Annotated in this window: 20 protein-coding genes; 12 read left to right on the top strand and 8 right to left on the bottom strand. The window is 53.0% G+C overall.

Annotated features, from left to right (window positions below; genetic code table 11):
• Positions 1-14 precede the first annotated feature (14 nt).
• Positions 15-1,808, bottom strand: a complete 1,794-nt coding sequence (locus TALK_RS03805; RefSeq protein WP_085616046.1) for a chloride channel protein — start codon at positions 1,806-1,808, stop codon at positions 15-17.
• Between the two features lie 293 nt (positions 1,809-2,101).
• Between TALK_RS03805 and TALK_RS03800 the strand changes: the two genes are divergently transcribed.
• Positions 2,102-3,352 (top strand): multidrug effflux MFS transporter, encoded by a 1,251-nt coding sequence (locus TALK_RS03800; protein ID WP_085616044.1) that lies wholly within the window; start codon positions 2,102-2,104, stop codon positions 3,350-3,352.
• A gap of 76 nt (positions 3,353-3,428) precedes the next feature.
• Here TALK_RS03800 and metH read toward each other — a convergent pair whose 3' ends face one another.
• The 4 genes from metH to TALK_RS03780 all read right to left on the bottom strand — a co-directional run bounded on the left by metH (position 3,429) and on the right by TALK_RS03780 (position 9,180).
• Entirely contained in the window at positions 3,429-6,074 is a 2,646-nt protein-coding gene (gene metH / locus TALK_RS03795) for a methionine synthase (protein WP_085616042.1), read from the bottom strand.
• Positions 6,075-6,107: 33 nt separating this feature from the next.
• Positions 6,108-7,181, bottom strand: a complete 1,074-nt coding sequence (locus tag TALK_RS03790) for a homocysteine S-methyltransferase family protein (protein ID WP_169714935.1) — start codon at positions 7,179-7,181, stop codon at positions 6,108-6,110.
• 38 nt (positions 7,182-7,219) lie between these two features.
• Positions 7,220-8,122, bottom strand: a complete 903-nt coding sequence (gene metF / locus TALK_RS03785) for a methylenetetrahydrofolate reductase (RefSeq protein WP_085616040.1) — start codon at positions 8,120-8,122, stop codon at positions 7,220-7,222.
• A gap of 80 nt (positions 8,123-8,202) precedes the next feature.
• Entirely contained in the window at positions 8,203-9,180 is a 978-nt protein-coding gene (locus TALK_RS03780; RefSeq protein ID WP_085616039.1) for an ArsR/SmtB family transcription factor, read from the bottom strand.
• Positions 9,181-9,483: 303 nt separating this feature from the next.
• Between TALK_RS03780 and TALK_RS03775 the strand changes: the two genes are divergently transcribed.
• Together TALK_RS03775 and TALK_RS03770 are read left to right on the top strand one after the other, a co-directional pair.
• A complete protein-coding gene (locus TALK_RS03775) occupies positions 9,484-10,269 on the top strand; it encodes an MlaA family lipoprotein (RefSeq protein ID WP_245829651.1) in 786 nt (261 codons plus the stop codon).
• A gap of 14 nt (positions 10,270-10,283) precedes the next feature.
• Complete coding sequence (locus TALK_RS03770) at positions 10,284-10,934, top strand: MlaC/ttg2D family ABC transporter substrate-binding protein (protein ID WP_245829650.1); 651 nt, start codon at positions 10,284-10,286, stop codon at positions 10,932-10,934.
• A 120-nt stretch (positions 10,935-11,054) separates the two neighbouring features.
• Here TALK_RS03770 and ettA read toward each other — a convergent pair whose 3' ends face one another.
• Positions 11,055-12,737 carry an energy-dependent translational throttle protein EttA gene (gene ettA / locus TALK_RS03765; protein WP_085616033.1) on the bottom strand — a complete coding sequence of 561 codons (1,683 nt, stop codon included), beginning with the start codon at positions 12,735-12,737 and terminating at the stop codon, positions 11,055-11,057.
• Between the two features lie 561 nt (positions 12,738-13,298).
• Here ettA and TALK_RS03760 point away from each other — a divergent pair.
• The 8 genes from TALK_RS03760 (at position 13,299) to modC (ending at position 21,486) form a co-directional block, all read left to right on the top strand.
• Positions 13,299-13,559 carry a DUF4212 domain-containing protein gene (locus TALK_RS03760; protein ID WP_085616031.1) on the top strand — a complete coding sequence of 87 codons (261 nt, stop codon included), beginning with the start codon at positions 13,299-13,301 and terminating at the stop codon, positions 13,557-13,559.
• A 37-nt stretch (positions 13,560-13,596) separates the two neighbouring features.
• Entirely contained in the window at positions 13,597-15,363 is a 1,767-nt protein-coding gene (locus tag TALK_RS03755) for a sodium:solute symporter family protein (RefSeq protein ID WP_085616029.1), read from the top strand.
• A 115-nt stretch (positions 15,364-15,478) separates the two neighbouring features.
• Positions 15,479-17,353, top strand: a complete 1,875-nt coding sequence (locus TALK_RS03750; RefSeq protein ID WP_085616027.1) for a putative nucleotidyltransferase substrate binding domain-containing protein — start codon at positions 15,479-15,481, stop codon at positions 17,351-17,353.
• Positions 17,354-17,355: 2 nt separating this feature from the next.
• Positions 17,356-18,045, top strand: coding sequence for an exonuclease domain-containing protein (locus TALK_RS03745; protein ID WP_085616025.1), 690 nt, complete (start codon positions 17,356-17,358; stop codon positions 18,043-18,045).
• A gap of 72 nt (positions 18,046-18,117) precedes the next feature.
• Positions 18,118-18,633 carry a hypothetical protein gene (locus tag TALK_RS03740; protein ID WP_085616023.1) on the top strand — a complete coding sequence of 172 codons (516 nt, stop codon included), beginning with the start codon at positions 18,118-18,120 and terminating at the stop codon, positions 18,631-18,633.
• A gap of 248 nt (positions 18,634-18,881) precedes the next feature.
• Positions 18,882-19,670, top strand: a complete 789-nt coding sequence (gene modA / locus TALK_RS03735; RefSeq protein ID WP_085616021.1) for a molybdate ABC transporter substrate-binding protein — start codon at positions 18,882-18,884, stop codon at positions 19,668-19,670.
• Positions 19,671-19,675: 5 nt separating this feature from the next.
• On the top strand, positions 19,676-20,368 hold the full coding sequence (gene modB / locus TALK_RS03730; protein WP_085616019.1) for a molybdate ABC transporter permease subunit: 693 nt from the start codon (positions 19,676-19,678) through the stop codon (positions 20,366-20,368).
• Positions 20,365-21,486, top strand: coding sequence for a molybdenum ABC transporter ATP-binding protein (modC, locus tag TALK_RS03725; RefSeq protein WP_085616017.1), 1,122 nt, complete (start codon positions 20,365-20,367; stop codon positions 21,484-21,486). The genes modB and modC overlap by 4 nt, the downstream gene beginning before the upstream one ends.
• 55 nt (positions 21,487-21,541) lie before the next feature.
• Here the strand turns inward: modC and TALK_RS03720 are convergent, their stop codons facing one another.
• Positions 21,542-21,931 carry a winged helix-turn-helix domain-containing protein gene (locus tag TALK_RS03720; RefSeq protein WP_085616015.1) on the bottom strand — a complete coding sequence of 130 codons (390 nt, stop codon included), beginning with the start codon at positions 21,929-21,931 and terminating at the stop codon, positions 21,542-21,544.
• Positions 21,932-21,996: 65 nt separating this feature from the next.
• Positions 21,997-22,944, bottom strand: a complete 948-nt coding sequence (locus TALK_RS03715) for a 2-hydroxyacid dehydrogenase (protein ID WP_085616013.1) — start codon at positions 22,942-22,944, stop codon at positions 21,997-21,999.
• Positions 22,945-23,313: 369 nt separating this feature from the next.
• Between TALK_RS03715 and TALK_RS03710 the strand changes: the two genes are divergently transcribed.
• Positions 23,314-26,292 (top strand): hybrid sensor histidine kinase/response regulator, encoded by a 2,979-nt coding sequence (locus TALK_RS03710; RefSeq protein ID WP_169714934.1) that lies wholly within the window; start codon positions 23,314-23,316, stop codon positions 26,290-26,292.
• Positions 26,293-26,332 lie beyond the last annotated feature (40 nt).

Genomic DNA, 26,332 nt, shown 5'->3' with positions numbered 1-26,332 from the left:
TCTACTTATCATCATCAGAAAAGCTTGGGCGGTGCACCACCGTGATCTTCGCTTTGCAGTTCAAGCAGGGCGTTGTTATAGGCCATCATCGCATCCTTTTCGTGGACGAAACCAACCATCAAACGCCTTTCGTCATCATCAATGACCGGCAGATGTTCTTCGCCGGTTTGTTCCATCAATCGGACGGCCTTTTCGATGCTGTCGGTGCGCAACAAAACAGGGGGTTTGGATCGCGCGACATGCCCGGCGGTAATTTCATCGCCAGGTTCGCGATCAAAGGCGGCATGGCGCAAATCGGCCAGCGTAATCGTGCCATGCAGGCGGCCATCCTCATCAACCACAAACAATTCGGAATACGGCGCATTGACCAGCTTTTCCTGAATGGCGGGCAATCCTTCGTTCAATCCGACAACTTCGTATTCGCGCTTCATGATGTCGGCAACTTTCATCATGCGCAGCAAATTAACCTCGCGCCCCCAACGGGTCGTCAGGCCCCGGCATTTAAGCTGCCAGGTAAAGAACGATCCGCCCTGGAACTGATCCATGATGATCGAAGCCAGAACCGATGCAACCATGACAGCAATGGTCAATTCGTAATCGCCGGACAGTTCAAAGATAATCAAGGTGGTGGAAATCGGCGCGCCCAGCATGGCTGCGGCCACAGCCCCCATCCCGACGAGTGTATAGGCGCCGTACCCCGACGACAGATCGGGGAAAACAGCAGTCGCAGCAACACCAAACGCCCCGCCCAGCATAGCACCAAGGAAAAGAGCCGGACTGAACATGCCACCGGCATAGCCAAGCCCGAAACAGATCGTCACCATCGCCGCCTTAACGATCAAAAGCTGTACCAGCAATGACCAGCCATAGGCTGCATACAGCGCATCATTCATCGCGCCATAGCCAACCCCGACGATTTGCGGGAACTCAAGCGCCACAACGCCGATCACCAATCCCCCGACCGCAGGACGCAACCAGATGGGTATTTTCGCCGCACGGGCGACATTCTGTACCACTGGAATACCGCGCGTCACACAGATTGCGGTGATCCCGGCGGCAATCCCCAAAAGCGCAAAGGCGGGAAATTCAAGAAACGACTGAATTTCATTGGTGGGCAACAAAAAGGCCACATCCGCCCCGAAATACAGCCGCGTGATGATCGTCCCGGTCACCGATGCCAAAACAATCGGCGCAAAGGCGGTCAGCGCATAATGTCCAAGGGCAACTTCATGGGCAAACAACGCCCCGGCCAAAGGTGCGTTGAACGACGCGGCAACCGCAGACGCCACCCCGCAGCCCAGCAAGGTCCGCGCCGTACTGCGGCGCAAATGAAGCATCCGCGCCAGCCAGGCGCCAAATGAGGCCCCCATATGAACAACCGGCCCCTCGCGGCCAAGCGATGCACCGGTACCCAGCGACACCGCACTGATAAAGGCCGATTTAATGCCGCATCGTGACGACATGCGCGCATCATGAAACAACGCCGCATCAACAACGTCAGCAACGCCATGCGGGCGGCGTTCCGGCAGGAAACGATAGATAAAGACGCCAACAAACAAACCGCCCAAGGTCGGCACCGCAATCAAATGCCATGCCGGCAAGGTGCGCAGATATTCGTGTACGGCCTCTTCACCCGACCCAAAGGTCAATGTCTGAACAAATAAAATGCCTTCGCGGAACACGATTGTCCCCGCCCCGGCCATGGCGCCAACCACCAATGCCAATACCGACAGCACAAGTTGTTCGCTTTTGACGACACGTCGGAGTTGGCTAAGCAGTTGGTTGGACTTAAAAAGCTTCTCAGCCATAATGGTTTACCGGCGGGAACGGGTGAAACAGGAAGTTGTTATATGATCACAATATCCTGCGAATAAAACGTAAAGGTCGGAAAATCCATTGTTTTTTGCCAATATTTCTCCATTCCCCACCGCAAGTGATGGCGCGTGATCGTGTAAAAACGGTTTTCTGATTGGTTGATGCTTTCAAAAAACCATCATTGATCTTCGAACAGAAAATAACGCATTGTCAAAACCAGTTACGGTCCAAGACCTTGCCGGGCTTACCAAAATGACAATAATCCTTTTTTCAGGACCACCGATAAATGACTGAACGTCAACAATCGGGCGCCACCATCGCCCGTCCGCTTCCGGGTTTTACCGAATTCGTTGTATTGATGGCCATTACCATTGGTCTGGTCGCGCTTTCCATCGACAACCTTTTACCTGCATTTGGTCCGATTGCGGCTGATTACGGCATCCAAGACGGCAATCGCATGCAATTGTTGATCTATGTTTTCATGATCGCTTTTGCACTGATGCAGATCGTTTATGGTCCGCTGGCCGACAGTTTTGGCCGCAAACCTATTTTGATGCTGGGCCTGTCGATCTATGCCATTGGCACCATCATGGCGGTTTTCGCCGATAGTTATGAACATCTTTTGATCGCCCGTTTTGTTCAAGGTTTGGGTGCCGCCGCCCCGCGCGTTTTGACCATTGCGATCACACGTGATTGTTTTGAAGGCCGCGAAATGGCACGCGTTATGTCATTTGTCATGATGGTGTTCATCATCCTGCCGGTTTTTGCCCCGGCATCAGGCAGCCTGATTTTGGCGCTGGCCAACTGGCATATGATTTTTGTCAGCACACTGGTCCTGGCAATTGCCATTGCGGTTTGGTTCTATCTGCGGATGCCCGAAACCCTGCATCCGGAATATCGGCATAAACTGTCGCTCAAACGCATTGCACGCGATATCAAAACCACCATCACAACCCGCCAGACATTGGGTTATTCAACCGCGATGGGCCTGATGTTTGCCTGCTTGATGGCCTATATCGGATCGGCACAGCAGATTTTCGAAACCGAGGTTTACGGGCTTGGCGTGTGGTTCCCGCTGGTGTTCGGGATGATTGCCGCCTGTATGAGCGTGTCATCCTTTGTCAATGCGCATCTTGTCCGCAAGATCGGCATGCACAAGCTTTCGCAGGGCGGACTCGTTGTCATGGCCATCAGCAGCCTGATCAACCTGTGCATTGCATGGGCGTTTGACGGTGCGCCGCCGCTTCCGGTCTTTGGCGTCGGTTTAACGATCACGCTGTTTTGTTTTTCCATGACCATGCCGAATTTCAATTCGCTGGCGATGGAACCGGTCGGGCGAATTGCCGGTACGGCATCGTCGGTGATCGGGGTTTACAGCACACTGATTGGTGTCGTTGCAGGCGGTATTATCGGCCAGCAATTTAACGGCACGGTTATCCCGCTGGTTGGCGGCTATCTGGTGTTGGCGATCCTGGCGATTGCGATTATCGGCATTACCGAGCGCGGCAAGTTCTTCCACACAACCCATCAGGCATAACCGCCGGGGAAAATGACATCGAAAAAAGCCCCGCAGGAAAATACCTGCGGGGCTTTTTGTTTAAGGTCAGATCAGATCACGCGCGGCGCGGATCGTAATTCAGGTTCGGCGCCAACCAGCGTTCAGCCTCGGCCATTGTCATACCTTTACGTTCGGCATAGCTTTCGACCTGATCACGTTCGATCTTGCCAAGGCCGAAATATTTGGCTTCGGGATGGGCAAAATAGAAGCCGCTAACCGAAGATGCCGGGGTCATAGCACAGCTTTCGGTCAGTTTGACACCGACATTGTTATCCGCATCCAGCAATTGCCACAGCGTGCGTTTTTCAGTGTGTTCCGGGCAGGCCGGATACCCCGGTGCCGGGCGAATACCGCGATAACCTTCGGCAATCAATTCGGCATTGGGCAGGCTTTCATCCGCCGCATAGCCCCAAAGTTCCTTGCGGACCTTTTCATGCATACGTTCGGCAAAGGCCTCGGCGAAACGGTCACCCAGTGCTTTCACCAGAATGGCGTTGTAATCATCGTGATCGGCTTCAAACTTTTTGGCGATTTCTTCGACTTGCGGCCCGGCGGTAACGACAAAGGCACCGATATAATCGGTCTTGCCGGATTCTTTGGGCGCGATGTAATCGGCCAAGGCCCGATTTGGACGCTTGTTGTTTTCACGGAACATCTGTTGACGCAACGTATGAACCATCACGGGTTCGTTCTGATCCGGTGCCGGGGTGACTTCGATATCATCGCCAACCGAATTGGCCGGCCAAATCCCAACAACCGCACGTGGCTTGAACCATTTTTCATCGACAATGCGTTTGAGCATCGCCTTGGCATCTTCAAAAAGACCACGTGCTGTTTCGCCGACTTTTTCATCGCTCAGGATATCGGGGAAACGGCCATGCAGTTCCCATGTCTCGAAAAATGGTTTCCAGTCAAACCGTTCAACCAGATCCGCCAGATCAAAGGTTTCAAACCGAGTGATGCCGGGCTTTTTCGGGGCGGGAATATCATAGGCATCCCAGTCAAGCTGGACCTTGTTGGCGCGCGCATCGCCAATTGCAAATCGCTTTTTCTGCAATTGCTGGGCGGCGTGCTTTTCGGCCATCGCGATATATTCAGCCCGAAGGTCTGTGACGAACTGGTGCCGGTGGGTTTCGGAAACCAGTTTACTGGCGACCCCCACCGCACGCGATGCATCAATCACGTAAACCACGGATTTGTTATAATTCGGTGCAATCTTGACCGCCGTATGAACCTTTGACGTCGTCGCGCCACCAATCAAAAGTGGAATATCAAGGCCTTCGCGTTCCATTTCGGCCGCGACATAGGTCATTTCTTCAAGCGACGGCGTGATCAGGCCCGAAAGCCCGATCATATCGACCTTTTCGGCCTTGGCGGTTTCAATGATCTTTTGGGTCGGAACCATCACGCCAAGATCGAGAACCTCGAAATTGTTACATTGCAGAACCACGCCGACGATGTTCTTGCCGATGTCATGAACGTCGCCCTTAACCGTCGCCAACAGGATTTTACCATTGGTTTCACGCACACCGTTTTTTTCTTCTTCGATGTACGGGATCAAATAGGCAACGGCCTTTTTCATCACACGGGCTGATTTTACCACCTGTGGCAGGAACATCTTGCCCTCGCCAAACAGGTCACCGACGACATTCATACCGTCCATCAACGGCCCTTCAATCACGTGAAGGGGTTTGTCGGCCTGCAAACGGGCTTCTTCGGTGTCTTCTTCGACGAATTCGGCAATGCCATTGACCAGCGCATGGGCCAGACGTTCGTTAACCGGCTTTTTACGCCATTCCAGATCGGCTTTCTTTTCCGGGCCGCCGGTGCCGCGATATTTTTCAGCAACTTCCAGCAAACGGTCTGTCGCATCGGAACGACGGTTCAGGATGACATCCTCAACCCGTTCGCGCAGTTCTGGCGGAATTTGTTCGTAAACCACCAGCTGACCGGCATTAACGATCCCCATGTCCATACCGGCCTGTGTTGCATAATACAGGAATACGGAATGCATGGCTTCGCGGACTGGGTTATTCCCCCGGAATGAGAAGGAAACGTTTGAAACCCCGCCGGAAATCTTGGCATAGGGCAAACGCGCCTTGATCAGTTTGCAGGCTTCGATGAAATCGACGGCGTAATTGTCGTGCTCCTCGATCCCTGTGGCGACGGCAAAGATGTTCGGATCGAAAATAATGTCTTCGGGTGGAAAGCCAACTTTGTCGACCAGCACACGATAGCTGCGTTCGCAAATATCGATCTTACGATCAACCGTATCGGCCTGACCTTTTTCATCAAAGGCCATGACGACGACCGCCGCACCATAACGGCGCAAAAGACGCGCCTGCTTGATAAACGGCTCTTCGCCTTCTTTCAGACTGATCGAATTGACGATGCCTTTGCCCTGAAGGCATTTCAAGCCAGCTTCGATCACGTTCCATTTGGAACTGTCGATCATGATCGGCACACGCGCGATATCGGGTTCGGCGGCCAAAAGATTGACGAATTTAACCATCGCCGTTTCGGCATCAAGCATCGCATCATCCATGTTGATGTCGATGATCTGTGCGCCGTTTTCGACCTGCTGGCGGGCCACTTCAAGCGCCGCATCATAGTTTTCGTCAACGATCAGGTTTTTGAACTTGATCGATCCTGCGACGTTCGTACGTTCGCCGATATTGATAAATCTGGCAATGTCACTCATGGCTTTGTTCGATCTCTTTTTTGCGTATCAACATCAGGCGGCGTTAAAAGGCTCGAGGCCCGAAAGGCGCATTTTCGGTTCAATCTTGGGCAATTTACGCGGGGCGGACTTGGCCACCGCATCGGCAATTGCCTTGATATGGGGCGGCGTTGTGCCACAGCACCCGCCCAGCAGATTAACCATCCCCGTATCAGCCCATTCTTTGACCAGTTCCGCCATTTCGGCATCTGACTGATCATATTCACCGAACTCATTCGGCAGGCCCGCATTGGGATAAACCGAAACCCGGCATTCGGCAATCCGCGACAATTCCTGTACATAGGGACGCAACTGTGCCGCACCAAGCGCACAGTTAAGGCCGATTGAAAACGGCTTGGCATGGCGAACCGAATTATAAAATGCCTCGGTCGTCTGCCCCGAAAGGGTCCGGCCCGATGCATCGGTAATCGTGCCCGAAATCATGACCGGCACATCTTCGCCGCGTTCTTCAAGCACTTCGTCAATTGCAAACAAAGCGGCCTTGGCGTTCAGCGTATCGAAAATGGTTTCGACCAAAAGCGTATCTGCCCCACCGTCAAGCAAACCATTGACCGCTTCTTTATAAGCTTCGCGTAGTTGATCAAAATTAACCCCGCGGAAACCGGGATTATTCACATCGGGTGAAATGGATGCGGTACGGTTGGTCGGACCAACGGCACCATTCACAAAGCGCACATCACCGGGATGGGCGGCTTCCCATTCGTCACAGGCCGCACGCGCGATTTTGGCACTTTCGAAATTGATCTCGTAGGCCAGACTTTCCATACCGTAATCAGCCTGGGCGATGGTTGTCGCACTGAACGTATTCGTCCCCTGCAAATCTGCACCCGCCGCGATATATTCCAGATGGATACCTTTGATGATGTCAGGCTGGGTCAATGACAAAAGATCGTTATTGCCCTTTACGTCCTGTTTCCAGTCGGCAAAGCGTTCCCCGCGATAATCTTCTTCGCTTAGCCTGTGGCGCTGGATCATCGTGCCCATGGCACCATCAAGGATCAGGATTTTAGTCTCGGCCCGTTTGCGCAGCAGGGCAATGCGTTCCTTGCGATCATTCATCATCATCATCCAGTCGTTTCATTCATGCGAGGTCGGTTGGGCAATGCTTAGGCTGCTGCCTTTGCAGTCCCGCGAATACCCAGCGCATGACAAATGGCATAAGTTAGTTCGGCACGGTTGAGAGTATAGAAGTGAAAGTCGGTCACGCCTTCCTTCATCAAACCTTCAACTTGAGAAATCGCTTCGTGAAAAGCAACCATGCGGCGCGTTTCCGGATCTTCGTCAAGACCTTCAAAACGCCAGTGCCAACGCTTGGGCACCGATGCGCCGCACATATTGGCAAATTTCAAAAGCGATCCGAAATTGGTTACCGGCAAGATACCCGGCACGATCGGGGCGGTGATCCCGGCGGCAACGCATTTATCGCGGAACCGAAGGAACACATCATTATCAAAGAAAAACTGCGTAATCGCACGGTTCGCACCAGCATCGATCTTGTGTTTCAGATAATCGATTTCAAAATCGGCATTGGGCGCATCGGGATGGGTTTCCGGATAGGCCGAAACCGAAATATCAAAATCAGCAATCCGTTTCAGGCCTTCGACCAGATCCACCGCATAGGGATAGCCGCCCGGGGTCGGGACATATTTATCACCGGCATCGGGCAAATCACCGCGCAGGGCAACAATGGATCGAATGCCTTCGTCCCAATATTTGCGCGCGATGGTTTCGATTTCTTCCTTGGTGTGGCCAACACAGGTCAGATGGGCGGCCGCCGGAATGCCGGTTTCGCCCTGAATGCGGGTGACGCTGCTGTGCGTGCGGTCACGGGTTGATCCGCCTGCCCCATAGGTCACCGACACAAAAGACGGGCTTAACGGCGCCAGACGATGGATCGAACGCCACATGGTTTCTTCCATTTTCTCCGTTTTCGGCGGGAAAAATTCGAACGAAACCCGTAATCCGTCATCGGAAGTACTGCGGGGTGTCTGGTCGTTATGAACCGTCATTTTTTTGATCCTGTCTTGTCGTTCCAGCGGAACGGTTCGTTACGTATCATTCATATCGTCACATCAGATGGCCGTCGTAATTACTCGGCCGCCTGGTTATTTCTGTTTGCCGCAACCGGCTTTTGCGCCTGTGCGGATGCATATGCCGACCAGATTCGTACCGTTAACGGTTTGCCCGGCAGGCTTATGACATCGCAAGGTTCAAGTTCACATGCGCGAAACCACGTATGGATCGCCCCATCATCGAACCCAAGGCGGCGATGAGCGTGTTCTTCACGCAATTCTTCGCGGTCATGGGCGGCAAAATCAACGACCAGCAACCGGCCATTGGGCGCCAGCACACGGGCAGCCTCGGCAATGGCCGCTTCGGGGCGTTCGGCATAATGCAAAACCTGATGCAGGGTCACGACATCAAACATCCCGGCCGGATAGGGCAATTGATACATATCGGCCTGTCGCACCAGACAGTTTGACAGATCAGCACGTTGCAAGCGCGCACGTGCGACGGCCAGCATTTCGCGCGACATATCAACACCAACGCCTTCTTCGGCGGTTTTCCCCAGCAGTTCCAAAACACGGCCGGTGCCGGTGCCGATATCAAGGATACGTCCGCCGGAAAGATCGCCAATCGTATCAACCAGCGCCTGTTCAACCACCGTTTCGTCAACGTGAAGGGACCGGATACGATCCCAGTCATCGGCATTGGCGCGGAAATATTCGGTCGCAATCTGTTCGCGCTGTGCCTTCACCTGTTCAAGGCGGGCGTGGTCAAGGGCAAGGGTTTCGTCATCTTGGGGTAAAAGCCGCAAAACCGGCTGCACCAGTTCCGCACCGGGGCCGGTATTCGGAGTCCGATAAAACACCCATGTGCCTTCGCGGAATCGAACAAGCAAACCGGCTTCACACAGCAATTTCAGATGGCGTGAAACGCGTGGCTGACTCTGTCCGATGATCTGGGTGATCTCACTGACAGTCAGTTCACATTCGGCACAAATCGCCAGCAGACGAAGCCGTGTCGCCTCTGCCGCTGCGCGCAACCTTGCAAGAACCTGTTCCATATCAGTGCCTCCGCCAATCTACGAAAAGACATAAAGATATGTTTATATTTAATCAAGACCTAATTACCCATCCAAAAGGGGTAGTGCAAAAAAGCCACACGCCAAATCCCATTGATCGGGCTCGCAATTTTGTGTGCTGGCGTTTAAACTTTGCCTATGCTACCCAGATGGATATCTGAGGCGTGTGCAGTGCTATGTTCTGTTTTCTTAGCGGGCAGCAGGGTGGTATTGTTTTGGAATCCCGATTCCAAGAACGTCACGGGTCGGGGAAAGTTTGTATCGAAAATCGTTTGGCAAAAAATAATGAACCTTCGAACTTTGCTTTCGCTGTGCGCTGGTGCTTCTTTGTCCATGCTAACCGCATGCGCATCCACCCAGCCAGCACAGGACATGAGTGATTACGACCCGATCGAACCGGTCAACCGGATCGTTCATGGTGTCAATGGGGCCGTTGATTTTATGATCCTTTATCCGGCTGCCATGTGGTACCGCGATATTGCCCCGGAAGAAGTCAAAACCGCTGTAAGCAGCTTTGTGCGTAATATCGGCGAACCGATAAACGCACTGAACTCGCTGTTTCAGGGTGAGCCGGAACAGGCCGCTGCATCTGCACAGCGTTTCATCATGAACAGCACCATCGGATTCCTTGGCTTTAACGATGTGGCTGCGGATTTCGGCATCCCCTATCACAGCGAAGATTTCGGTCAAACGCTTGGCCATTACGGCATTGGTGGCGGTCCTTATATCGTCCTTCCATTGCTAGGTCCGTCGAACCTGCGTGACTCGGCCGGCATCGCTGCCGACTACGTCATGAACCCGCTGACTTGGGCAGGTAAAAACAGCGACACCGTAGATAATCTTTATCTTGGCTCTTTGGGGGTTACAGCGCTTGATGCGCGCTATCGCGCCCTGAACCAGCTCAACGAACTCGAACAGACCTCGATTGACTATTACGCTGCATTGCGTAGCCTGTATCGTCAGCAGCGTAATGCTGTCATTCGCAACGGTGCCGCACCAACTGCACCTGATGTCGAAGACGAAAGTGCGTCTTTCGATTTTGACGATGCGGTCGAAGCAGCAGCAGAATAATGGTTCGTTCGAAAATGAAGAGCAAATTTACGGCTTCTGCCTTAGCAGCAGCGATCATTGGCACGACCGGCCTTGTCGCCGGTCCTGCCTTTGCAGGCGAAAGCCCGCTTCAGGCGCCCACTTCGGTCGTTGAAGTTGCGGCTGAGAACAACGCAATTAATGTCATCCATACTCTTGCCAGCGATGCAATTGCCGGTCTGACAGATGAAACGCTTAGTGACGATATCCGCCGACAGAATTTTGTCGCGTTGATGGATCGTTATTTTGCGATGGATGTTATTTCACGTTTCGTGCTGGGGCGTTACTGGCGCTCGATCTCGGAAGATGAACTGAACGAATTCGCTTCTCTTTTGCAGGAATATCTGGCGCTTAATTATGCCAGCCAGTTCAAAAGCTTCAATGGCGAGCAATTCGTTGTTGGCGATGAAAGCCAGCAGAAAAAAGACACCTTCGTCAATTCTCAGTTCGTCCGTCCGGACGGACCACCAGTCACGATCATCTGGCGGCTTCGCGAATTTGGCGATAAGTACAAGATCATTGACGTCACCGTCGAAGGTCTGAGCATGGGCATCACCCAGCGCGACGAATTCACCACCGTGATCCAGCAGAATGGTGGCAAGGTTGCCGCTTTGACCAAGGCACTTCACGAGAAGACCGGAAAATAATCTGTCGGTCCCGACGCAATAAAAAAGCCACCTGCAAATCGCCGGTGGCTTTTTTTATGGGCGAACATCAACATCATGCCGCCCAAGAAAAAAGGCCGCCCACCGGGCGACCTTGAATGATCAACCGCGGGTCAGCGGCTTGTATTTGATGCGATGCGGACGGTCCGCCGCATCGCCAAAGCGGCGTTTGTAATCCGCTTCGTATTCCTGATAGTTGCCTTCGAACCATTCGACATGCGAATTGCCCTCATAGGCCAGAATATGGGTCGCGATACGGTCAAGGAAGAAGCGATCATGCGAAATAACCACAGCACAACCGGCAAATTCCAATAACGCCTCTTCGAGGGCACGCAAGGTATCAACGTCAAGATCGTTGGTCGGTTCATCGAGCAGCAGAACGTTGCTGCCGGATTTTAGCATCTTGGCAAGATGAACACGGTTCCGTTCACCACCGGACAACTGACCAACTTTTTTCTGCTGATCCGCACCTTTAAAGGCGAATTGCGACACATAGGCCCGCGAGTTCATCGGCCGTTTGCCCAACAGGATCTCGTCCAGACCATCGGAAACTTCTTGCCAAACGGTCTTGTTCGGATCAAGCGCATCACGCGACTGATCGACATAGCCCATCTTGACGGTTTCACCGATTTTAAGCGTCCCGGAATCCGGGGTGTCGTTACCGGTCAACATCTGGAACAGCGTGGTTTTACCCGCACCGTTCGGCCCGATCACCCCAACGATCCCACCCGGTGGCAGGCGGAAATGCAAATCATCAAACAGAAGCTTATCCCCAAATGCCTTGGTCAGGCCTTCGGCGGTGATGACTTCATTACCAAGGCGTTCGCCAATCGGAATAACGATCTTGGTTGAATCGGGAACCGCATTGGCTGCTTCGGCGACAAGATCATCATAGGCACGGATACGGGCCTTGGATTTTGCCTGACGGCCTTTGGGGTTCTGACGGATCCAGTCAAGTTCGGTGGCCAGCTGTTTCTGACGACCACCTTCCTGACGAGATTCCTGCGCAAGACGTTTCTGTTTCTGTTCAAGCCAGGACGAATAGTTACCCTCGTATGGAATGCCCTGTCCGCGATCAAGTTCAAGGATCCAGCCGGTGACATTATCAAGGAAGTAACGATCGTGCGTGACCAGCACAACAGTGCCTTCGTAATCTTCAAGATGGCGTTCAAGCCATGCAACCGATTCCGCATCCAGATGGTTGGTCGGTTCGTCAAGCAGCAGCATATCAGGCTTGGCCAGCAACAGACGGCACAGCGCGACACGGCGGCGTTCACCACCCGAAAGCTTGGTGACGTCGGAATCTTTTGGCGGGCAACGCAGGGCGTCCATGGCAATATCGAGCGTCCGCTCCAGATCCCAGCCATTGGCCGCATCAATGCGTTCCTGCAATTCGCCCTGCTCGGTGAGAAGATTGTTCATCTCGTCATCGGTCATCGGCTCGGCGAAGGCCATGCTGATTTCGTTAAACCGCGCCAGATCGTCAACAATCTGACCGCAGCCTTCCATCACGTTACCAAGCACATCCTTATCCGGGTTAAGATGCGGTTCCTGTTCAAGATAGCCAACCCGAACACCTTCGGCCGGCCATGCTTCACCGGTGTATTCCTTTTCGATGCCACCCATGATTTTAAGCAGCGTCGATTTACCTGCACCGTTGTTCCCCAGAACACCGATTTTGACACCCGGCAGGAAGGAAAGTGTGATGCCCTTGAAAAGTTCACGACCACCCGGAAGGACTTTGGTCAGGTCCTTCATGACGTAAATATACTGGTAGGATGCCATTAAATTCCCCATCCAAAATGTGAGACATCCCGGAGCGTCCCGGGACATATGGATCGTCGCCGCGCGACCATCCGAAAGCTTTGCCCGTTTGTAACCGACCGGCCCCGGACAAACAATGACAAACAACGCCAGACACCCCCCATCCGTGACAAACAACGCCGTGCATTCAAGAATGTGTCATGGAAAAAACGACGCGGCCTGAAATATCGATAAAATTTGGCCCGCGCCCCCTAAAAACAACCCCGGATACGCAATAAACGCCCCTTTGCACGTGCCGCGCACCCCCGCCAGGGCCTGTGTGATGCGCCGCCAAAGCAAGCACTAAAAACGGCTGATTTCATGGTATTTTTCCAATATTCCAGCACCTTGATGATCGTTTCAACACGAATATATACGACTAATGATTATCTTCTGGCGCGTTCGGAAAGCTGTTATCGAGCATGTAGGCAATGTCTGGAATTACACCATCATTGCATCAAATGCAGGCAGACCGGCGCCAAAAAGAACTCAATAAAACCGGTCGGCAGGGGAAGTTCTCAAATTCTAGGAAGGAGACGCGCGATGGATGAACAAAGCGCAGCCTACTGGAAGCGAAACGTCAAGCTGGTGGCCACGCTGTTGGTCATTTGGTTCGTTGTTTCCTACGGTTTTGGCATCTTGTTTGTCGATGCCCTCAACAGCATCGAATTTGCGGGCTTTGAGCTCGGATTCTGGTTTGCTCAACAAGGATCTATTTACGTCTTTGTTGCGTTGATTTTTGTCTATGTAGCCAAGATGAACAAATTGGATCGTGAATTCGGCGTTCGCGAAGACGACGACTAACGTCCGCGAAAGTTTTGGATCCGGGGAGACAAACAAGATGGATCTTACTACCCTTACCTATATCGCCGTCGGCCTTAGCTTTGCGCTGTATATCGGCATCGCAATCTGGGCCAAGGCAAGCACCACCGGCGAATTCTATGTCGCTGGCAAGGGCGTTAATCCCGTCATCAATGGCATGGCGACCGCAGCAGACTGGATGTCTGCCGCATCCTTTATTTCAATGGCTGGCCTGATTGCCTTCCTTGGCTATGGCGGCTCGGTTTACCTGATGGGCTGGACCGGCGGCTACTGCCTGCTGGCGATGCTTCTGGCACCGTATCTTCGTAAATACGGCAAATTCACTGTGCCGGAATTCATCGGGGATCGTTACTATTCCAGAACAGCACGTATTGTCGCTGTAATCTGCCTGATCTTTATTTCCTTTACCTATGTCGCGGGTCAAATGCGCGGCGTTGGTATCGTATTCTCGCGCTTCCTTGAAGTCGAACTTCTGACTGGTTTGGCTGTCGGCATGGGCATCGTCTTTATCTATGCCGTTCTTGGCGGCATGAAGGGCGTTACCTATACTCAGGTTGCACAGTATTGCGTGCTGATCGTTGCCTACACCATTCCGGCAATCTTCATCGCCTTCCAGCTGACCGGCAATCCTATTCCACAGCTGGCATTTGGTTCCACGGTTAATGGCACCGGCGAATTCATGCTGGATCGCCTTAACCATATCGTGACGGAACTGGGCTTCCTTGAATATACGACAACCAACAAGTCAACGATCGACATCTTTGCGATTACGCTTGCCCTGATGGTTGGTACGGCGGGTCTTCCGCACGTTATCGTTCGCTTCTTCACCGTCCCGAAAGTTCGTGATGCACGTTCTTCGGCGGGTTGGGCACTGGTCTTTATCGCATTGCTTTACACCACTGCCCCGGCAGTTGGCGCGATGGCCCGTCTTAATCTGACCGAAACCGTGCAAATCGGTGCCGTTGGTGACCCGGAAGGCAACCTTAAATTCGAAGATCGTCCGGATTGGATGGAACGCTGGGAAAGCACTGGTCTTCTAAAATACGAAGACAAGAACGGTGACGGCCGCATCCAATACTATAACGACGCCAATGCTGACTTTGCCGCCAAAGCCGCCGAATATGGCTGGGCCGGTAACGAACTGAGTGTTGACCGGGATATCATGGTTCTGGCCAACCCGGAAATCGCACAGCTTCCGAACTGGGTGATCGCCCTTGTCGCAGCCGGTGGTATTGCCGCCGCCCTGTCAACGGCAGCCGGTCTGTTGCTTGTGATTTCCTCAAGCGTATCGCATGACCTTTTGAAAGGCACCTTTACCCCGAATATGACCGAAAAACAGGAACTGATGGCTGGCCGTATTGGTGCTGCTGTCGCTATCCTGATTGCAGGTTATCTGGGGTACAACCCGCCGGGCTTTGTGGCACAGGTGGTGGCCTTTGCCTTTGGTCTTGCCGCTGCGTCCCTGTTCCCGGTTATCATCATGGGGATCTTCTCCAAGAAGGTTAACCGCGAAGGTGCCGTCGCCGGTATGCTGGTCGGTCTGGTCTTCACCATGGGCTATATCATGTCTTACAAAGGCATCTTTATCCCGGTGCTGATCGAAAACGTTCCGGAAAACTGGCTGTTTGGCATTTCGCCAGAAGGCATCGGTGTTGTCGGGATGATGCTGAACTTTATCGTCGCTTTCAGCGTTTCGAAAGTAACCGCCGAGCCGCCGGAGCATATCCAGCGTCTTGTCGAAGATATCCGCGTTCCGAAAGGGGCCGGTGCCGCCGTCGATCACTGATTTCGGTCGACGGGTTTGCAAAAACCTGTTGCAGGCCCCCGGAAGTTATTCCGGGGGCCTTTTCTTTTGCCGCCATCTCGGGCAACAATGCATTACGACAGGGAGGAACGGTCACATGAGTCTTGAGCTAAAAGAAATCAGCGATTTCCTGAAACTGCATCATCCATTCGACCTTTTGCCCGATGACGTGATCGAGGCCCTGCCAAAGCGTATGACGGCGCGCTATTTCCGCAAGGGCACAAAGGTTTTATCGCCAGAACAGCAATGCCAGCATCTGCATATCATCCGAACCGGCGGTATCGAGACACGCGATCCCGATGGGCAACTTCTGGCCCGTCTTGGCGAAGGCGAATGTTTCGGGGTGCGCGCCATGTTCCGCGCCGGCCGGGCAGCTAACAACATCACCACGCTCGAAGACAGCCTTGTCTATTTGCTGCCGGAAAAGGAATTCCACAATCTGGCAGGCAAATATCCACAATTTAATTATTTTTTCGAACAGATGGGTGGTGCCCGCCTGCGCAGCGGCATGCAATTGCTTGAAAAGCGCGATGATGACCAGTTGAAACTGATGTCGGTGCGCGTTTCCGACCTGATTGCACGCGACCTGGTCAGCATCGATATCGGAGCATCGATCCTTGAAGCCGGAAAACTGATGTGCCGCGAGCGGGTTTCCTGCCTGCTGGTAACACAAGGTGCAGGCGCGGGCGAAGTTGCCGGCATCATGACCGACCGCGATCTTCGCAACCGGGTTGTCGCCGAAGCCCGATCCTATGACGAACCGGTTTCAAACATCATGACCCCGAACCCGACCTTTGTCGGGCCAGATGATTATGCCTTTGATGCGTTGCTAACCATGACGCGCCACAATGTCCGCCATCTGCCTGTCATGAAAGACGGCAAGCCGGTTGGCATGATCACCACAAATAACCTGCTGGCGCGCCAATCACTTTCGGCCGTCTATATGGTCGGCAAAATCCGCAAGATGGACCAACCGGCCGATATGGCAAAAGTCATCGCACAGGTTCCTGAACTTCTGACCAACCTGATCGAGGCCGGTGCCACATCACGCAATGCGGGCCATATCGTAACGACGCTTTCAGATGCGGCCACAGCGCGCCTGTTGCAACTTGCCGAGGATAAATTTGGCCCGCCGCCAGTTCCCTATGTCTGGATGGCCGGTGGATCACAAGGACGTCAGGACCAGACCGCCCTTTCGGATCAGGATAACTGCCTGATCATTGACGATGCCTATGACCCCGACCAGCACGGCGACTATTTCAAGGAACTGAGCACTTTTGTCTGCGATGGTTTAAATACCGTCGGCTATATCTATTGTCCTGGCGACATGATGGCGAAAATCGATCAGTGGCGCCAACCGGTGCGCGTCTGGCAGCAATATTTCAACAAATGGATCGAACAGCCCGAACCCAAGGCCCTGATGCTGTGTTCGGTTTGGTTTGATTTGCGTCCGATCCACGGCACGCGGGCAATCTTTGATGATCTGCACCGCATGATCATCACCAAAGCCAAGGGCAACCGTATTTTCCTGGCCTATATGGTTGGCAATGCTCTGACCCATCATGTGCCGCTGGGCTTCTTTAAAAACTTTGTCATGATCCGGGGCGGCGACCATGACCGTACCCTTGATCTGAAACATAACGGGGTGGTGCCAATCGTCGATCTGGCGCGCATTCACGCCTTGGCCAATGGTATTGATGCGGTTAACACCTATGACCGACTGGAAGCAGCAAAGGCCTTCCCATCGATCAGTACACAGGGGGCATCCGACCTTTTGGATGCCTTTGAATTTATCAGCATCACCCGCCTGAAACATCAGGTCCGCCAAATCCGGCGTGGGGATCGCCCGGATAACTTTCTTCAGCCTGAAAGCCTCTCGGCATTCGAACGCACGCACCTGAAAGATGCGTTTTCGGTCATCAAGAATTTACAGACCGCGCTTGAAAGCGCCTTTGGCAAAAGCGGAACATAACCATGGGCCTGCTTCAGAAAATCACCGACAGTGACTTTTACCGCCAATGGGTTCAACGCCGGGCAACCGGGCCGTTACGTGCCTATTACGATATCCCGGCGACACATCCCGATACGCTGATCCGTAATATCGAATTCGTTGCCCTTGATCTGGAAACCACCGGCCTTGATCCCAAAAAGGACGAAATTGTATCCATCGGGTTTGTCATCATTCGTCAGCTGGAAGTCGATTTTTCAAGTTGCGAACATCTTTTGGTTCGCCCGCAAAAGGAGCTTAGCGAAAGTTCGGTGATCGTTCATCGCATCTTTGACAGCGACGTTGAAAAGGCACCCGATATCGAAATTGCACTGGCCCATATCCTGCCCATTCTGGCGGGCCGGGTGTTAATTGCCCATCATGCCCCGATTGAACTTGGTTTTCTAGGGCAAGCCTGCAAACGCTATTTCGGCGCGCCACTGCATATCCCGACCGTGGATACGCTGGTGCTGGCCCTTCGCGATCTGTACCGACAGGGACAACCGATAAAACCCGGTGCCTTAAAACTGGAATCGCAGCGTCATATCCATAACCTGCCGCCCTATCGGGTGCATAACGCGCTTTCGGATGCGATTGCAGCATCGGGATTGTTTCTGGCCCAAATTGCCAAACGTGATCCGAAAGGCGAACTTGAGCTTCGTCGCGTGCTGCGCTAAGCCGTTATCAGGAAAACGGATTTTCGGCCAAACCGATAAATTCAAAATAATAAGTCAGGAAATTCGCGCCGGATGTATGTGTTTATTTTCACGACCGTCGTCATCGGTTTTGCCTGTGCCGGTGTGGTGATGCTGCTGTTTCGCCTTTTGGGGCGCAAGGTCCCGAAATATGTCATCCCCTTTGTCGCAGCAATCGGCATGTTCGTTTACATGATCTGGGACGAATACAGCTGGTTTGACCGCTATGCGGCACGCTTGCCCGACAGCATCAACATCGTTCAGACCTTTGCCGATGAAAGTGTCTTTGCCCCCTGGACGCTGATTTCAGCCCCGGTTGATCGCTTTACCGCAATCGACCGCGACAAAATCATCCCCAACCCGAACAATCCGGGCCAAAAACGCGTCACGACATTGCTTTTGAAAAAAGGGATCGAAACACTGGCCCTGAACCATCTGGTCGATTGTAATGCCGGACAGCGCGGCTATATCACCGCCCAAACCAAACTTGATGACAACGGGTTCCCGGTCACAATCGAAGAATGGTTTGCCATGGCAGACGACGATCCGCTGCGGTCTGTCTGCAACTAGGCCAGATACGATACGATCAGAACCCATCAATCAGCATTTTCATCAAGGACCGGTAAAGCCGGTCCTTTTGCTTTTGCGTCCCTGCCCCGATACAGGCCATGAAAAACCGCGGAAATTCCATCCGGGTTCCCGCCTCATCCCCTGATCCCTTGCCTTTTGCCGGGCATTGCTTGACCACCCGCTATATTCCGTGAAATATAGCGGGAATTCATCACCCCGCCCACCCCGCAACCAAAAGCAGGTTTCCCATGCGCCCTATGATCCGAGCCGGTCTTGTTTCCATCGCGTTTCTTCTCGCGACCACCGCCGCGCGCGCCGAAGACATCACCGTTTTTGCCGCCGCCAGCCTGACCGATGCGATGACAAAAATCGCCCAGACCTATGCCACGGCAACGGGGGATACCCTTTTGCTTTCATTTGCCAGTTCATCAACACTTGCACGTCAGATCGCAGCTGGTGCGCCCGCTGATCTTTATATTTCAGCCAATCAGAAATGGATGACATGGCTGGCCGATCAGGGCCTGATTACAACCAACAGCCGTTATGACCTTTTAGCGAACGGCCTTGTCCTGATTGCCCCTGCCGACAGCGACCTTGCCAATATCGACCTTGCCGACAAGACGGATCTAACGTCTTTGATCGGTGATCAGGACCGCATTGCCGTTGGCGACCCCGATCATGTTCCCGCCGGTATTTATGCCAAACAGGCGCTGGAAAGCCTTGGACAGTGGGCCAAAGTCGAACCCCGCTTGGCACGTGCGGATAATGTGCGCGCCGCATTGGCACTTGTCGAACGCGGTGAAGCACCACTGGGCATTGTTTATGCCACCGATGCTGCCATTGCCCAAAATGTCAAAATCATCGCAACATTCCCCGAAAACAGCCACCCGCCGATCACCTATCCGATGGCAATCCCGCAAGATCGCAGCAAACCGGCATCGGTAAAATTGCTATCATGGCTTTTGGGGGATGACGCGGGCGCGATTTTTGCCGAATATGGGTTCAATCGCCCGGAAACCAGTCCAAAGACACAATAACAAATATGATCACCCTGACCCCCGCCGAGATCGAAGCCCTTCTGCTGAGCCTGCGCATTTCAAGCGTGGCGGTGGTCTGCGCCCTGCCCTTTGCCATTCTGGCCGGTGCGCTTTTGGCGCAAACACGATTTCCCGGCAGGATTTTGGTTGATGCGCTGGTGCATCTTCCGCTGATCCTGCCGCCGGTTGTGATGGGGTATTTGTTGTTGATCAGTTTTGGCACACGCGCCCCGCTTGGTGCGTGGCTGATGGAAACCTTTGATATCCGTCTGATTTTCAGTTGGACAGGGGCGGCTTTGGCCGCCGCCATCGTCAGTTTCCCGTTTCAGGTGCGTGCGATCCGGCTGGCGCTGGAAAATATCGATCCCGGTCTTTATGATGCTGCGGAAACATTGGGGGCCGGGCCAATCGGCCGGTTCTTTAGTTTAACCCTGCCACTTGCATTGCCCGGTATCATCGCCGGGGCGATTACCGCCTTTGCCGCCAGTCTTGGCGAATTTGGCGCAATCATCACATTCGTTTCCAACGTTCCCGGCCAAACCCGCACCCTGCCACTTGCGATCTATACCGCGATCCAGACACCGGGCGGCGAATTGGCGGCGGCACGACTTGCAGCCCTTTCCATCGGGCTTGCCCTGATCGGGCTTATTCTGTCTGAATTTGCCATGCGCCATATCCGTCGGAGGGCACGGGCATGAGCATCGCCATTGATATTCGCCACAAGATCGGCGCGCTTGATCTTCACGCCGCATTTGATATTGCCGAACCGGGGATCACCGCATTGTTTGGCCCATCGGGCAGTGGCAAGACAACCATCATCAATGCGATTGCCGGGTTACTTCGCCCTGATCACGGCCGGATCGTCATCCATGATCGCGCCGTGTTTGACCGCGAACGCCATATCAACCTTGCCCCGCGCAAGCGCCGGGTCGGCTATGTGTTTCAGGATGCACGCCTGTTCCCGCATCTAAGCGTAAAAGCCAACCTGTTTTACGGCCATAAACGCAGCGACAGCCCGCTGACCCGATCCGCCTGCGATGACGTGATTGCCATGCTTGGCATTGGCGATCTGTTATCGCGCCGTCCAAACCTGTTATCTGGTGGCGAAAAACAACGTGTATCGCTGGGCCGCGCTTTACTGGCCAATCCGGAAATCCTGCTTTTGGATGAGCCACTTTCGGCGCTGGATCAGGCGCGCAAAAACGAAATCCTGCCCTATCTTGAACATTTGCGTGATACGCAACACCTGCCGATCCTTTATGTCAGCCACGCGATTGATGAGGTTGCCCGACTTGCCGACCAGATGGTGGTGATGGAAGACGGCAAAACCCTTGCCCGCGGGTCGGTATTTGACATGCTGGGCCGAACGGATCTTGGCCCGCTTGCCGGACAGTTTGATACAGGCACGGTTCTTCCGGCCAAAGTTGTCAGCCGTGACCCCAAAAGCATTGTCAGCTTCCTTGAATGTTCAGGACAACGTTTTGTCGTGCCGTTTCTTGGCAAAAGATCGGGAAGCCTTGTGCGCCTGCATATCCGGGCGCGTGACGTAATGATCGCACGTGCAGCCCCGCCGGGGATCAGTGCCAATAATATCCTGCCGACCCGGATTATGGATATTGCCGGGAATAGCGGCGATACGCTTGATATTACATTAGGACTGGGACATGGCGATGGTGACGGGCCCCCCCCCCGGACCCTGCACGCCCGTATCACGGCATGGTCGGCGGCACGGCTTAAACTGGCGATTGGTCAGGATGTTTTTGCCGTGATCAAATCGGTCACCGTCGACGGACATATGCGCCAGGACGGTCTGTGATCTTGCCAAATTCCAGATTGGTAAAGCCAAACCAACTGTTTGTTCGTTCGTTAACTTAGGCCCCGTCCTTAGGTCTGTCTTTTTCCCCGGTCGCGGAGGTGGCCAATTCAGCCTCGATCTTGCCAAGCACATCACCAAGTGCCGCATCGGCCTTGGCCTCGGCATTTTCATAAAGGGCGATAATCTTTGCCCCCATCTTGGTCAGGCTGGCCCCGCCACGCCCCGATCCGCCCATGCGGGTTTCGACCACAGGGGCTGTAAAGCTGCTGTTGAGTTCTTCAAGCAAAAGCCAAGCCCGGCGATAGGACATGCCCATGGATCGTGCGGCGGCGGAAATCGACTGTTCCCGATTAACCGCGCGCAGCAGATCGATCTTGCCATAGCCAAGGCGCACGCCATCAGGCAGCTCGATCTTCAGACGGATTTTAAGGTCATTTTTGCTCATGACGATAATCTAGCTGCTGGGGCGAAAACACGCCAGCGTCAAACGCACCCAAACCAGCCTTCTGTTCAGTTAACCGATGAAATCAATTTGCCACTGGCAAACCAGCTTTGCAGATTATCAACCACCATCTGGGCCATGGCATCGCGGGTTTCGACAGTGCCGCTGGCGTGATGGGGATACAGCACAACATTGGCACATTTTGCAAAGCCGCGGTCCATATGCGGTTCGTTATGAAATACGTCAAGCCCGGCCCCTGCAATCACGCCATCCTTCAATGCCGCAATCAAGGCTGGTTCATCAATGACCGATCCGCGCGCGATATTAACCACATACCCCCGTCGACCAAGTGCCTTTAGGACATCAGCATTGATCATATCCTTGGTCGCAGCCCCGCCCGGACAGGAAATCATCAAGACATCGGCCCAATCGGCAAGTTTGATCAAATCAGCGTCGTAATGATAGTCAACCGGTTTTTGGTTGCGCCCGAAATACCCGATTTCCATCCCCATCGGCACGGCGCGTGATGCAATCGCCTGTCCGATCCGGCCCAGGCCAACAATGCCCAGTTTCTTGCCCCGCGCCGAGGTAGTTAACGCCATGGCACCATTTTCCGACCATTGGCCGCTGCGCGCCCATTGATCCCCGACAACCAAATTCCGCAAGGTTGCCAATAACAACATGATCGCGGTGTCAGCCACATCGTCATTTAAAACATCCGGGGTATTGGACACACGAATGCCCCGCGCGGTGCAGGCCGCAATATCAATCGCGTCATAACCAACCCCGAAACTGGTGATGACCTTAAGATTTGGCAGTTTTTCGATCAAATCCGATGGAACCCCAACCCCGGCGGTCGAGACAAGGGCGGTAATCCTATCCGCGATGTTTGCCAGAAATGCATCCTTGTCTGCCGCCTGATCCCAGCGATGCAGAATATATTTCGCTGCCAGTTCATCCATGTGACGCGGACGAATGGGCGATACGACAAGAATATGGCTTTCAGAAACAGGCATTAAGGCAACTCCGATAACAGCAGGAAACAACAGATTAGGAGGCTGGGTGAAATTACACGAATACCTTTGCACACCAAAAGGCGGCACTTGGTTCGATTATGCTTTTTGCCCTACAGATTGCATCTTTACATCGCAATTCTAATATTACTACAGGCGGTCGATCAAAATTGGGAGAACCGGCTTTGTTTACGGGACGGAGGGCATCAATCTGAAACCGCTTTACAGGACGTTCGCGGATTTTATTTATCCGCCGCAACAGGTTTGAAAAAATTCCCGATTTAATGTGATACGTTAATCCTCCGATGATTTGATATCATATGTGAAAACATGACCTTTTTATGCAAACATCGTCTTTTAGATGAGGCCCCTATGACCGATATCGAGCAGGAAACGTCGAAAAAAGGCAATCAAAGCCTGTTCCCGCTCGTGTTTGCATTTATGACATTCCTGCTGGTGGTTGCAGGGTTCAATTATTATGTCCATACGGTTCTATTCAAAGAAGTCGAACAACGCGAACTAAGATCGCTTGAAGCGATGCTGAGTAGCTATTCCCAACAGGTTGAAGAACAGATGATTGGCGTTGACACAGCTTTGTCAGCTCTGGCCATCATCGGTACGTCAGATAAATATACCGACCGTGAAAAATACCTGTTGCTGAAACAAACCGAAGAATCCCTGGATATCGTGCGGGTTCTGGGCTTTACCGATCACACAGGGAAGATTATCGGTTCGTCACGTGCTTTCCCGGCCCCTGACCTGACATTGGCTGGCAGGGATTATATCGATTATTTCCTGAAGGGCGGATTGAACCAACGGTATCTTTCAGGGCCGGTACGCAACCTTGTCGATAACAAATGGCAAATAGCGATGTCACGACCGGTTCGAGATGCCTATGGCATTCTGTTAGGGGTTACGACAAGCGTCATTGATCCGGTGCTGATGATTGACCGGATCGCAAAGGCGTCTCTGCCCGATGATTACGTTACTTTGCTTGATCACGACATGCTTCTGATCGCCCGAAAACCTGCCAAGGACGAAAGAACCGGTACGTCGCTGGCAGATGCCGAAATCCTGCAAGCTTTGGCATCAAGCAAGACCGGATATGTCGCATCGACTTATCGCAATCTGTTTACAGGCGACAAGCGGCTGGGTGCTGCGAAGCGAGTCTTTGGTGGCGATTTGATCATTGTTTCGTCGCGCCCCTATGCGGCGGCAATGGAATATTGGAACGTCTTCTCGATCTGGACTTCTGTTGCCTCGGTACTTTTGCTGATGTTTGTCGCGGCACTTTTATGGTTCATCAACCTGCGCTTTACCGCGGCAAAGGAAAGAAACCAATTGCTGCGCGATTTGAACCAAAAAGTGACCGAGCAAAAAGCAAAGGCTGAAAAGCTTGCCCGGATCAAGGATGATTTCCTGGCCAATATGAGCCATGAAATTCGCACCCCGATGAATGCAATTACCGGGCTTTCGCAGCTTTTGCAGCGCACGAACCTTAGCAATATTCAAAGGGATTATGTGCGCCAAATCGGGTTGTCGGGAAAGTTCCTTTTGGGAATTATTGACGAAATTCTGACTTTTTCCAAAATGGAAGCCGATCAGCTATCTGTCGAACAGGAACCTTATGAACTTGCCGATATCATCGATAATGTCGGCTCTATCATGTCGGTCGCACTTAGCGAGAAACCGATTGAGGTGATCATTGATGTTGACCCGACATTACCCAAAATTATTCTTGGCGATGCCCAGCGCATTCAACAGGTTTTGGTTAATCTGGCAAGCAACGCGATCAAGTTTACCCATGCCGGCACGGTGACGCTTCAGGTTGGATACGGGCAGTTGGCCAACCATCCCAAATCCATCCGGTTCACGGTTCAGGACACCGGAATTGGCATTCCGTCCGACAAGCTTGAGACGATTTTTGATCCCTTTACACAGGCCGATGAAACCACCGTAAGACGTTATGGTGGCACCGGATTGGGATTGGCAATCACACAGCGGCTGGTCGATCGCATGAAAGGAACGATTTCCGTCGACAGTAAACCGGGTCAGGGAAGTTCCTTTACCGTTGACCTGCCACTGGAAACTGTTGACGGAAGTAACCTTGAGCGACCGTCAGCGACATTCAAGAAATACCACGTCCTTCTTGTCGATGATCATCAGCCGACATTAAAGGCATTGATGTCGATGGCGCAGGGTTTGAACATGTTTGTTGAAACCGCCCTGTCAGGTTCCGAGGCAATCGCCAAAATCAAAACCCGCAAGGAACAGAACAAAAAGTTTGATGTTCTGTTTATTGATTGGCAAATGCCAGAACTTGATGGACTGGAAACCATCCGGGCAATCGAGAGCATCGTCGACAAAGATCAAATGCCCGCAGTCGTTATGGTCACCGCATATCAACGTGAATATCTTGAACAACGCGGCGCCGACGCAGGCACAACAGAGCTTCGCGTTTTGACCAAACCCGTAACCGCGTCGTCAATGTTAAATGCAATATTGGCTGCGGCACATGAAACAAGTGACCTGAAAACAGATCCCAGACGGCATCGTGCCCAGTCTGATAATGCTTCGCTTGAAGGCATTTCGATTTTGGTCGCAGAAGACAACCATCTGAACCAACAGGTCGCAAAAGAGCTTCTGAAGTCTGTTGGGGCAACGGTTACGATTGCCGAAAATGGGCTGGAAGCCCTGTCTTGCCTGAAACAGCAACAATTCGATATCGTGTTGATGGATATCCAGATGCCCACGATGGACGGCATTGAAGCCACCCGAAGAATCCGCGCCGATCCGAATTTTGCCAACATCCCTGTTTTGGCCCTTACCGCAGGCGTTCTGGATAGCGAACGTGAAAAATGCACCGATGCCGGAATGAATGGTTTCGTCGGAAAGCCGTTTGAAATTGATGCGCTTGTTAAGAAAATAATGAGCACATTGGACATTGCCGAACCGCAACCGCAACAAAACGCCGCCGAAACAGCACAAAACAAGGATTTCAGCGACGATCCACTGTGGGACGCGCAAAAGGCCCTGGAATTGGCAGGCGGGGACAAGCAACTTATGCGTACCCTTGTGTCACTATTCCCCGACATGGTCAGCGAAAAGACAGAAGACATAGACAAATCCCTGACAGACCAACAGGAATTTGCAACGCTTGTACATGCCTTACAGGGGGCGGCTTCGCAAATAGCCGCCGACCGGGCACATAAGATGGGTAGACATCTGGAACAGGAAGCACGGGAAGGCGATTGGGATACAGCGCGGAACCTGTGGCCCGTTTACAAGAGCGTATTGCAGGAAACGGTTTTGGAATTGCAAACCTGGCTGTCACATAAAAGCGATAGCTAGCACAGGGTTTTCCAAGCCCCGCCCCGAAAGACAAAAGGCC

It is taken from the genome of Thalassospira alkalitolerans, assembly GCF_002115745.1.
GTDB lineage: Bacteria > Pseudomonadota > Alphaproteobacteria > Rhodospirillales > Thalassospiraceae > Thalassospira > Thalassospira alkalitolerans.
Note: the sequence above shows the minus strand (reverse complement) of the source record. Positions and strands in the feature narration are given on the sequence as shown.

What these genes read in the sequence shown, in the direction of transcription:
- TALK_RS03805 (WP_085616046.1), bottom strand. Translation starts at nt 1,808, where the DNA reads ATGGCTGAGAAGCTTTTTAAGTCCAACCAACTGCTTAGCCAACTCCGA.
- TALK_RS03775 (WP_245829651.1), top strand. Translation starts at nt 9,484, where the DNA reads ATGAACCTTCGAACTTTGCTTTCGCTGTGCGCTGGTGCTTCTTTGTCC.
- metH (WP_085616042.1), bottom strand. Translation starts at nt 6,074, where the DNA reads ATGAGTGACATTGCCAGATTTATCAATATCGGCGAACGTACGAACGTC.
- TALK_RS03750 (WP_085616027.1), top strand. Translation starts at nt 15,479, where the DNA reads ATGAGTCTTGAGCTAAAAGAAATCAGCGATTTCCTGAAACTGCATCAT.
- TALK_RS03780 (WP_085616039.1), bottom strand. Translation starts at nt 9,180, where the DNA reads ATGGAACAGGTTCTTGCAAGGTTGCGCGCAGCGGCAGAGGCGACACGG.
- TALK_RS03715 (WP_085616013.1), bottom strand. Translation starts at nt 22,944, where the DNA reads ATGCCTGTTTCTGAAAGCCATATTCTTGTCGTATCGCCCATTCGTCCG.
- TALK_RS03710 (WP_169714934.1), top strand. Translation starts at nt 23,314, where the DNA reads ATGACCGATATCGAGCAGGAAACGTCGAAAAAAGGCAATCAAAGCCTG.
- TALK_RS03760 (WP_085616031.1), top strand. Translation starts at nt 13,299, where the DNA reads ATGGATGAACAAAGCGCAGCCTACTGGAAGCGAAACGTCAAGCTGGTG.
- modA (WP_085616021.1), top strand. Translation starts at nt 18,882, where the DNA reads ATGCGCCCTATGATCCGAGCCGGTCTTGTTTCCATCGCGTTTCTTCTC.
- TALK_RS03720 (WP_085616015.1), bottom strand. Translation starts at nt 21,931, where the DNA reads ATGAGCAAAAATGACCTTAAAATCCGTCTGAAGATCGAGCTGCCTGAT.
- modC (WP_085616017.1), top strand. Translation starts at nt 20,365, where the DNA reads ATGAGCATCGCCATTGATATTCGCCACAAGATCGGCGCGCTTGATCTT.
- ettA (WP_085616033.1), bottom strand. Translation starts at nt 12,737, where the DNA reads ATGGCATCCTACCAGTATATTTACGTCATGAAGGACCTGACCAAAGTC.
- TALK_RS03790 (WP_169714935.1), bottom strand. Translation starts at nt 7,181, where the DNA reads ATGATGATGATGAATGATCGCAAGGAACGCATTGCCCTGCTGCGCAAA.
- TALK_RS03740 (WP_085616023.1), top strand. Translation starts at nt 18,118, where the DNA reads ATGTATGTGTTTATTTTCACGACCGTCGTCATCGGTTTTGCCTGTGCC.
- TALK_RS03755 (WP_085616029.1), top strand. Translation starts at nt 13,597, where the DNA reads ATGGATCTTACTACCCTTACCTATATCGCCGTCGGCCTTAGCTTTGCG.
- metF (WP_085616040.1), bottom strand. Translation starts at nt 8,122, where the DNA reads ATGACGGTTCATAACGACCAGACACCCCGCAGTACTTCCGATGACGGA.
- TALK_RS03745 (WP_085616025.1), top strand. Translation starts at nt 17,356, where the DNA reads ATGGGCCTGCTTCAGAAAATCACCGACAGTGACTTTTACCGCCAATGG.
- modB (WP_085616019.1), top strand. Translation starts at nt 19,676, where the DNA reads ATGATCACCCTGACCCCCGCCGAGATCGAAGCCCTTCTGCTGAGCCTG.
- TALK_RS03800 (WP_085616044.1), top strand. Translation starts at nt 2,102, where the DNA reads ATGACTGAACGTCAACAATCGGGCGCCACCATCGCCCGTCCGCTTCCG.
- TALK_RS03770 (WP_245829650.1), top strand. Translation starts at nt 10,284, where the DNA reads ATGAAGAGCAAATTTACGGCTTCTGCCTTAGCAGCAGCGATCATTGGC.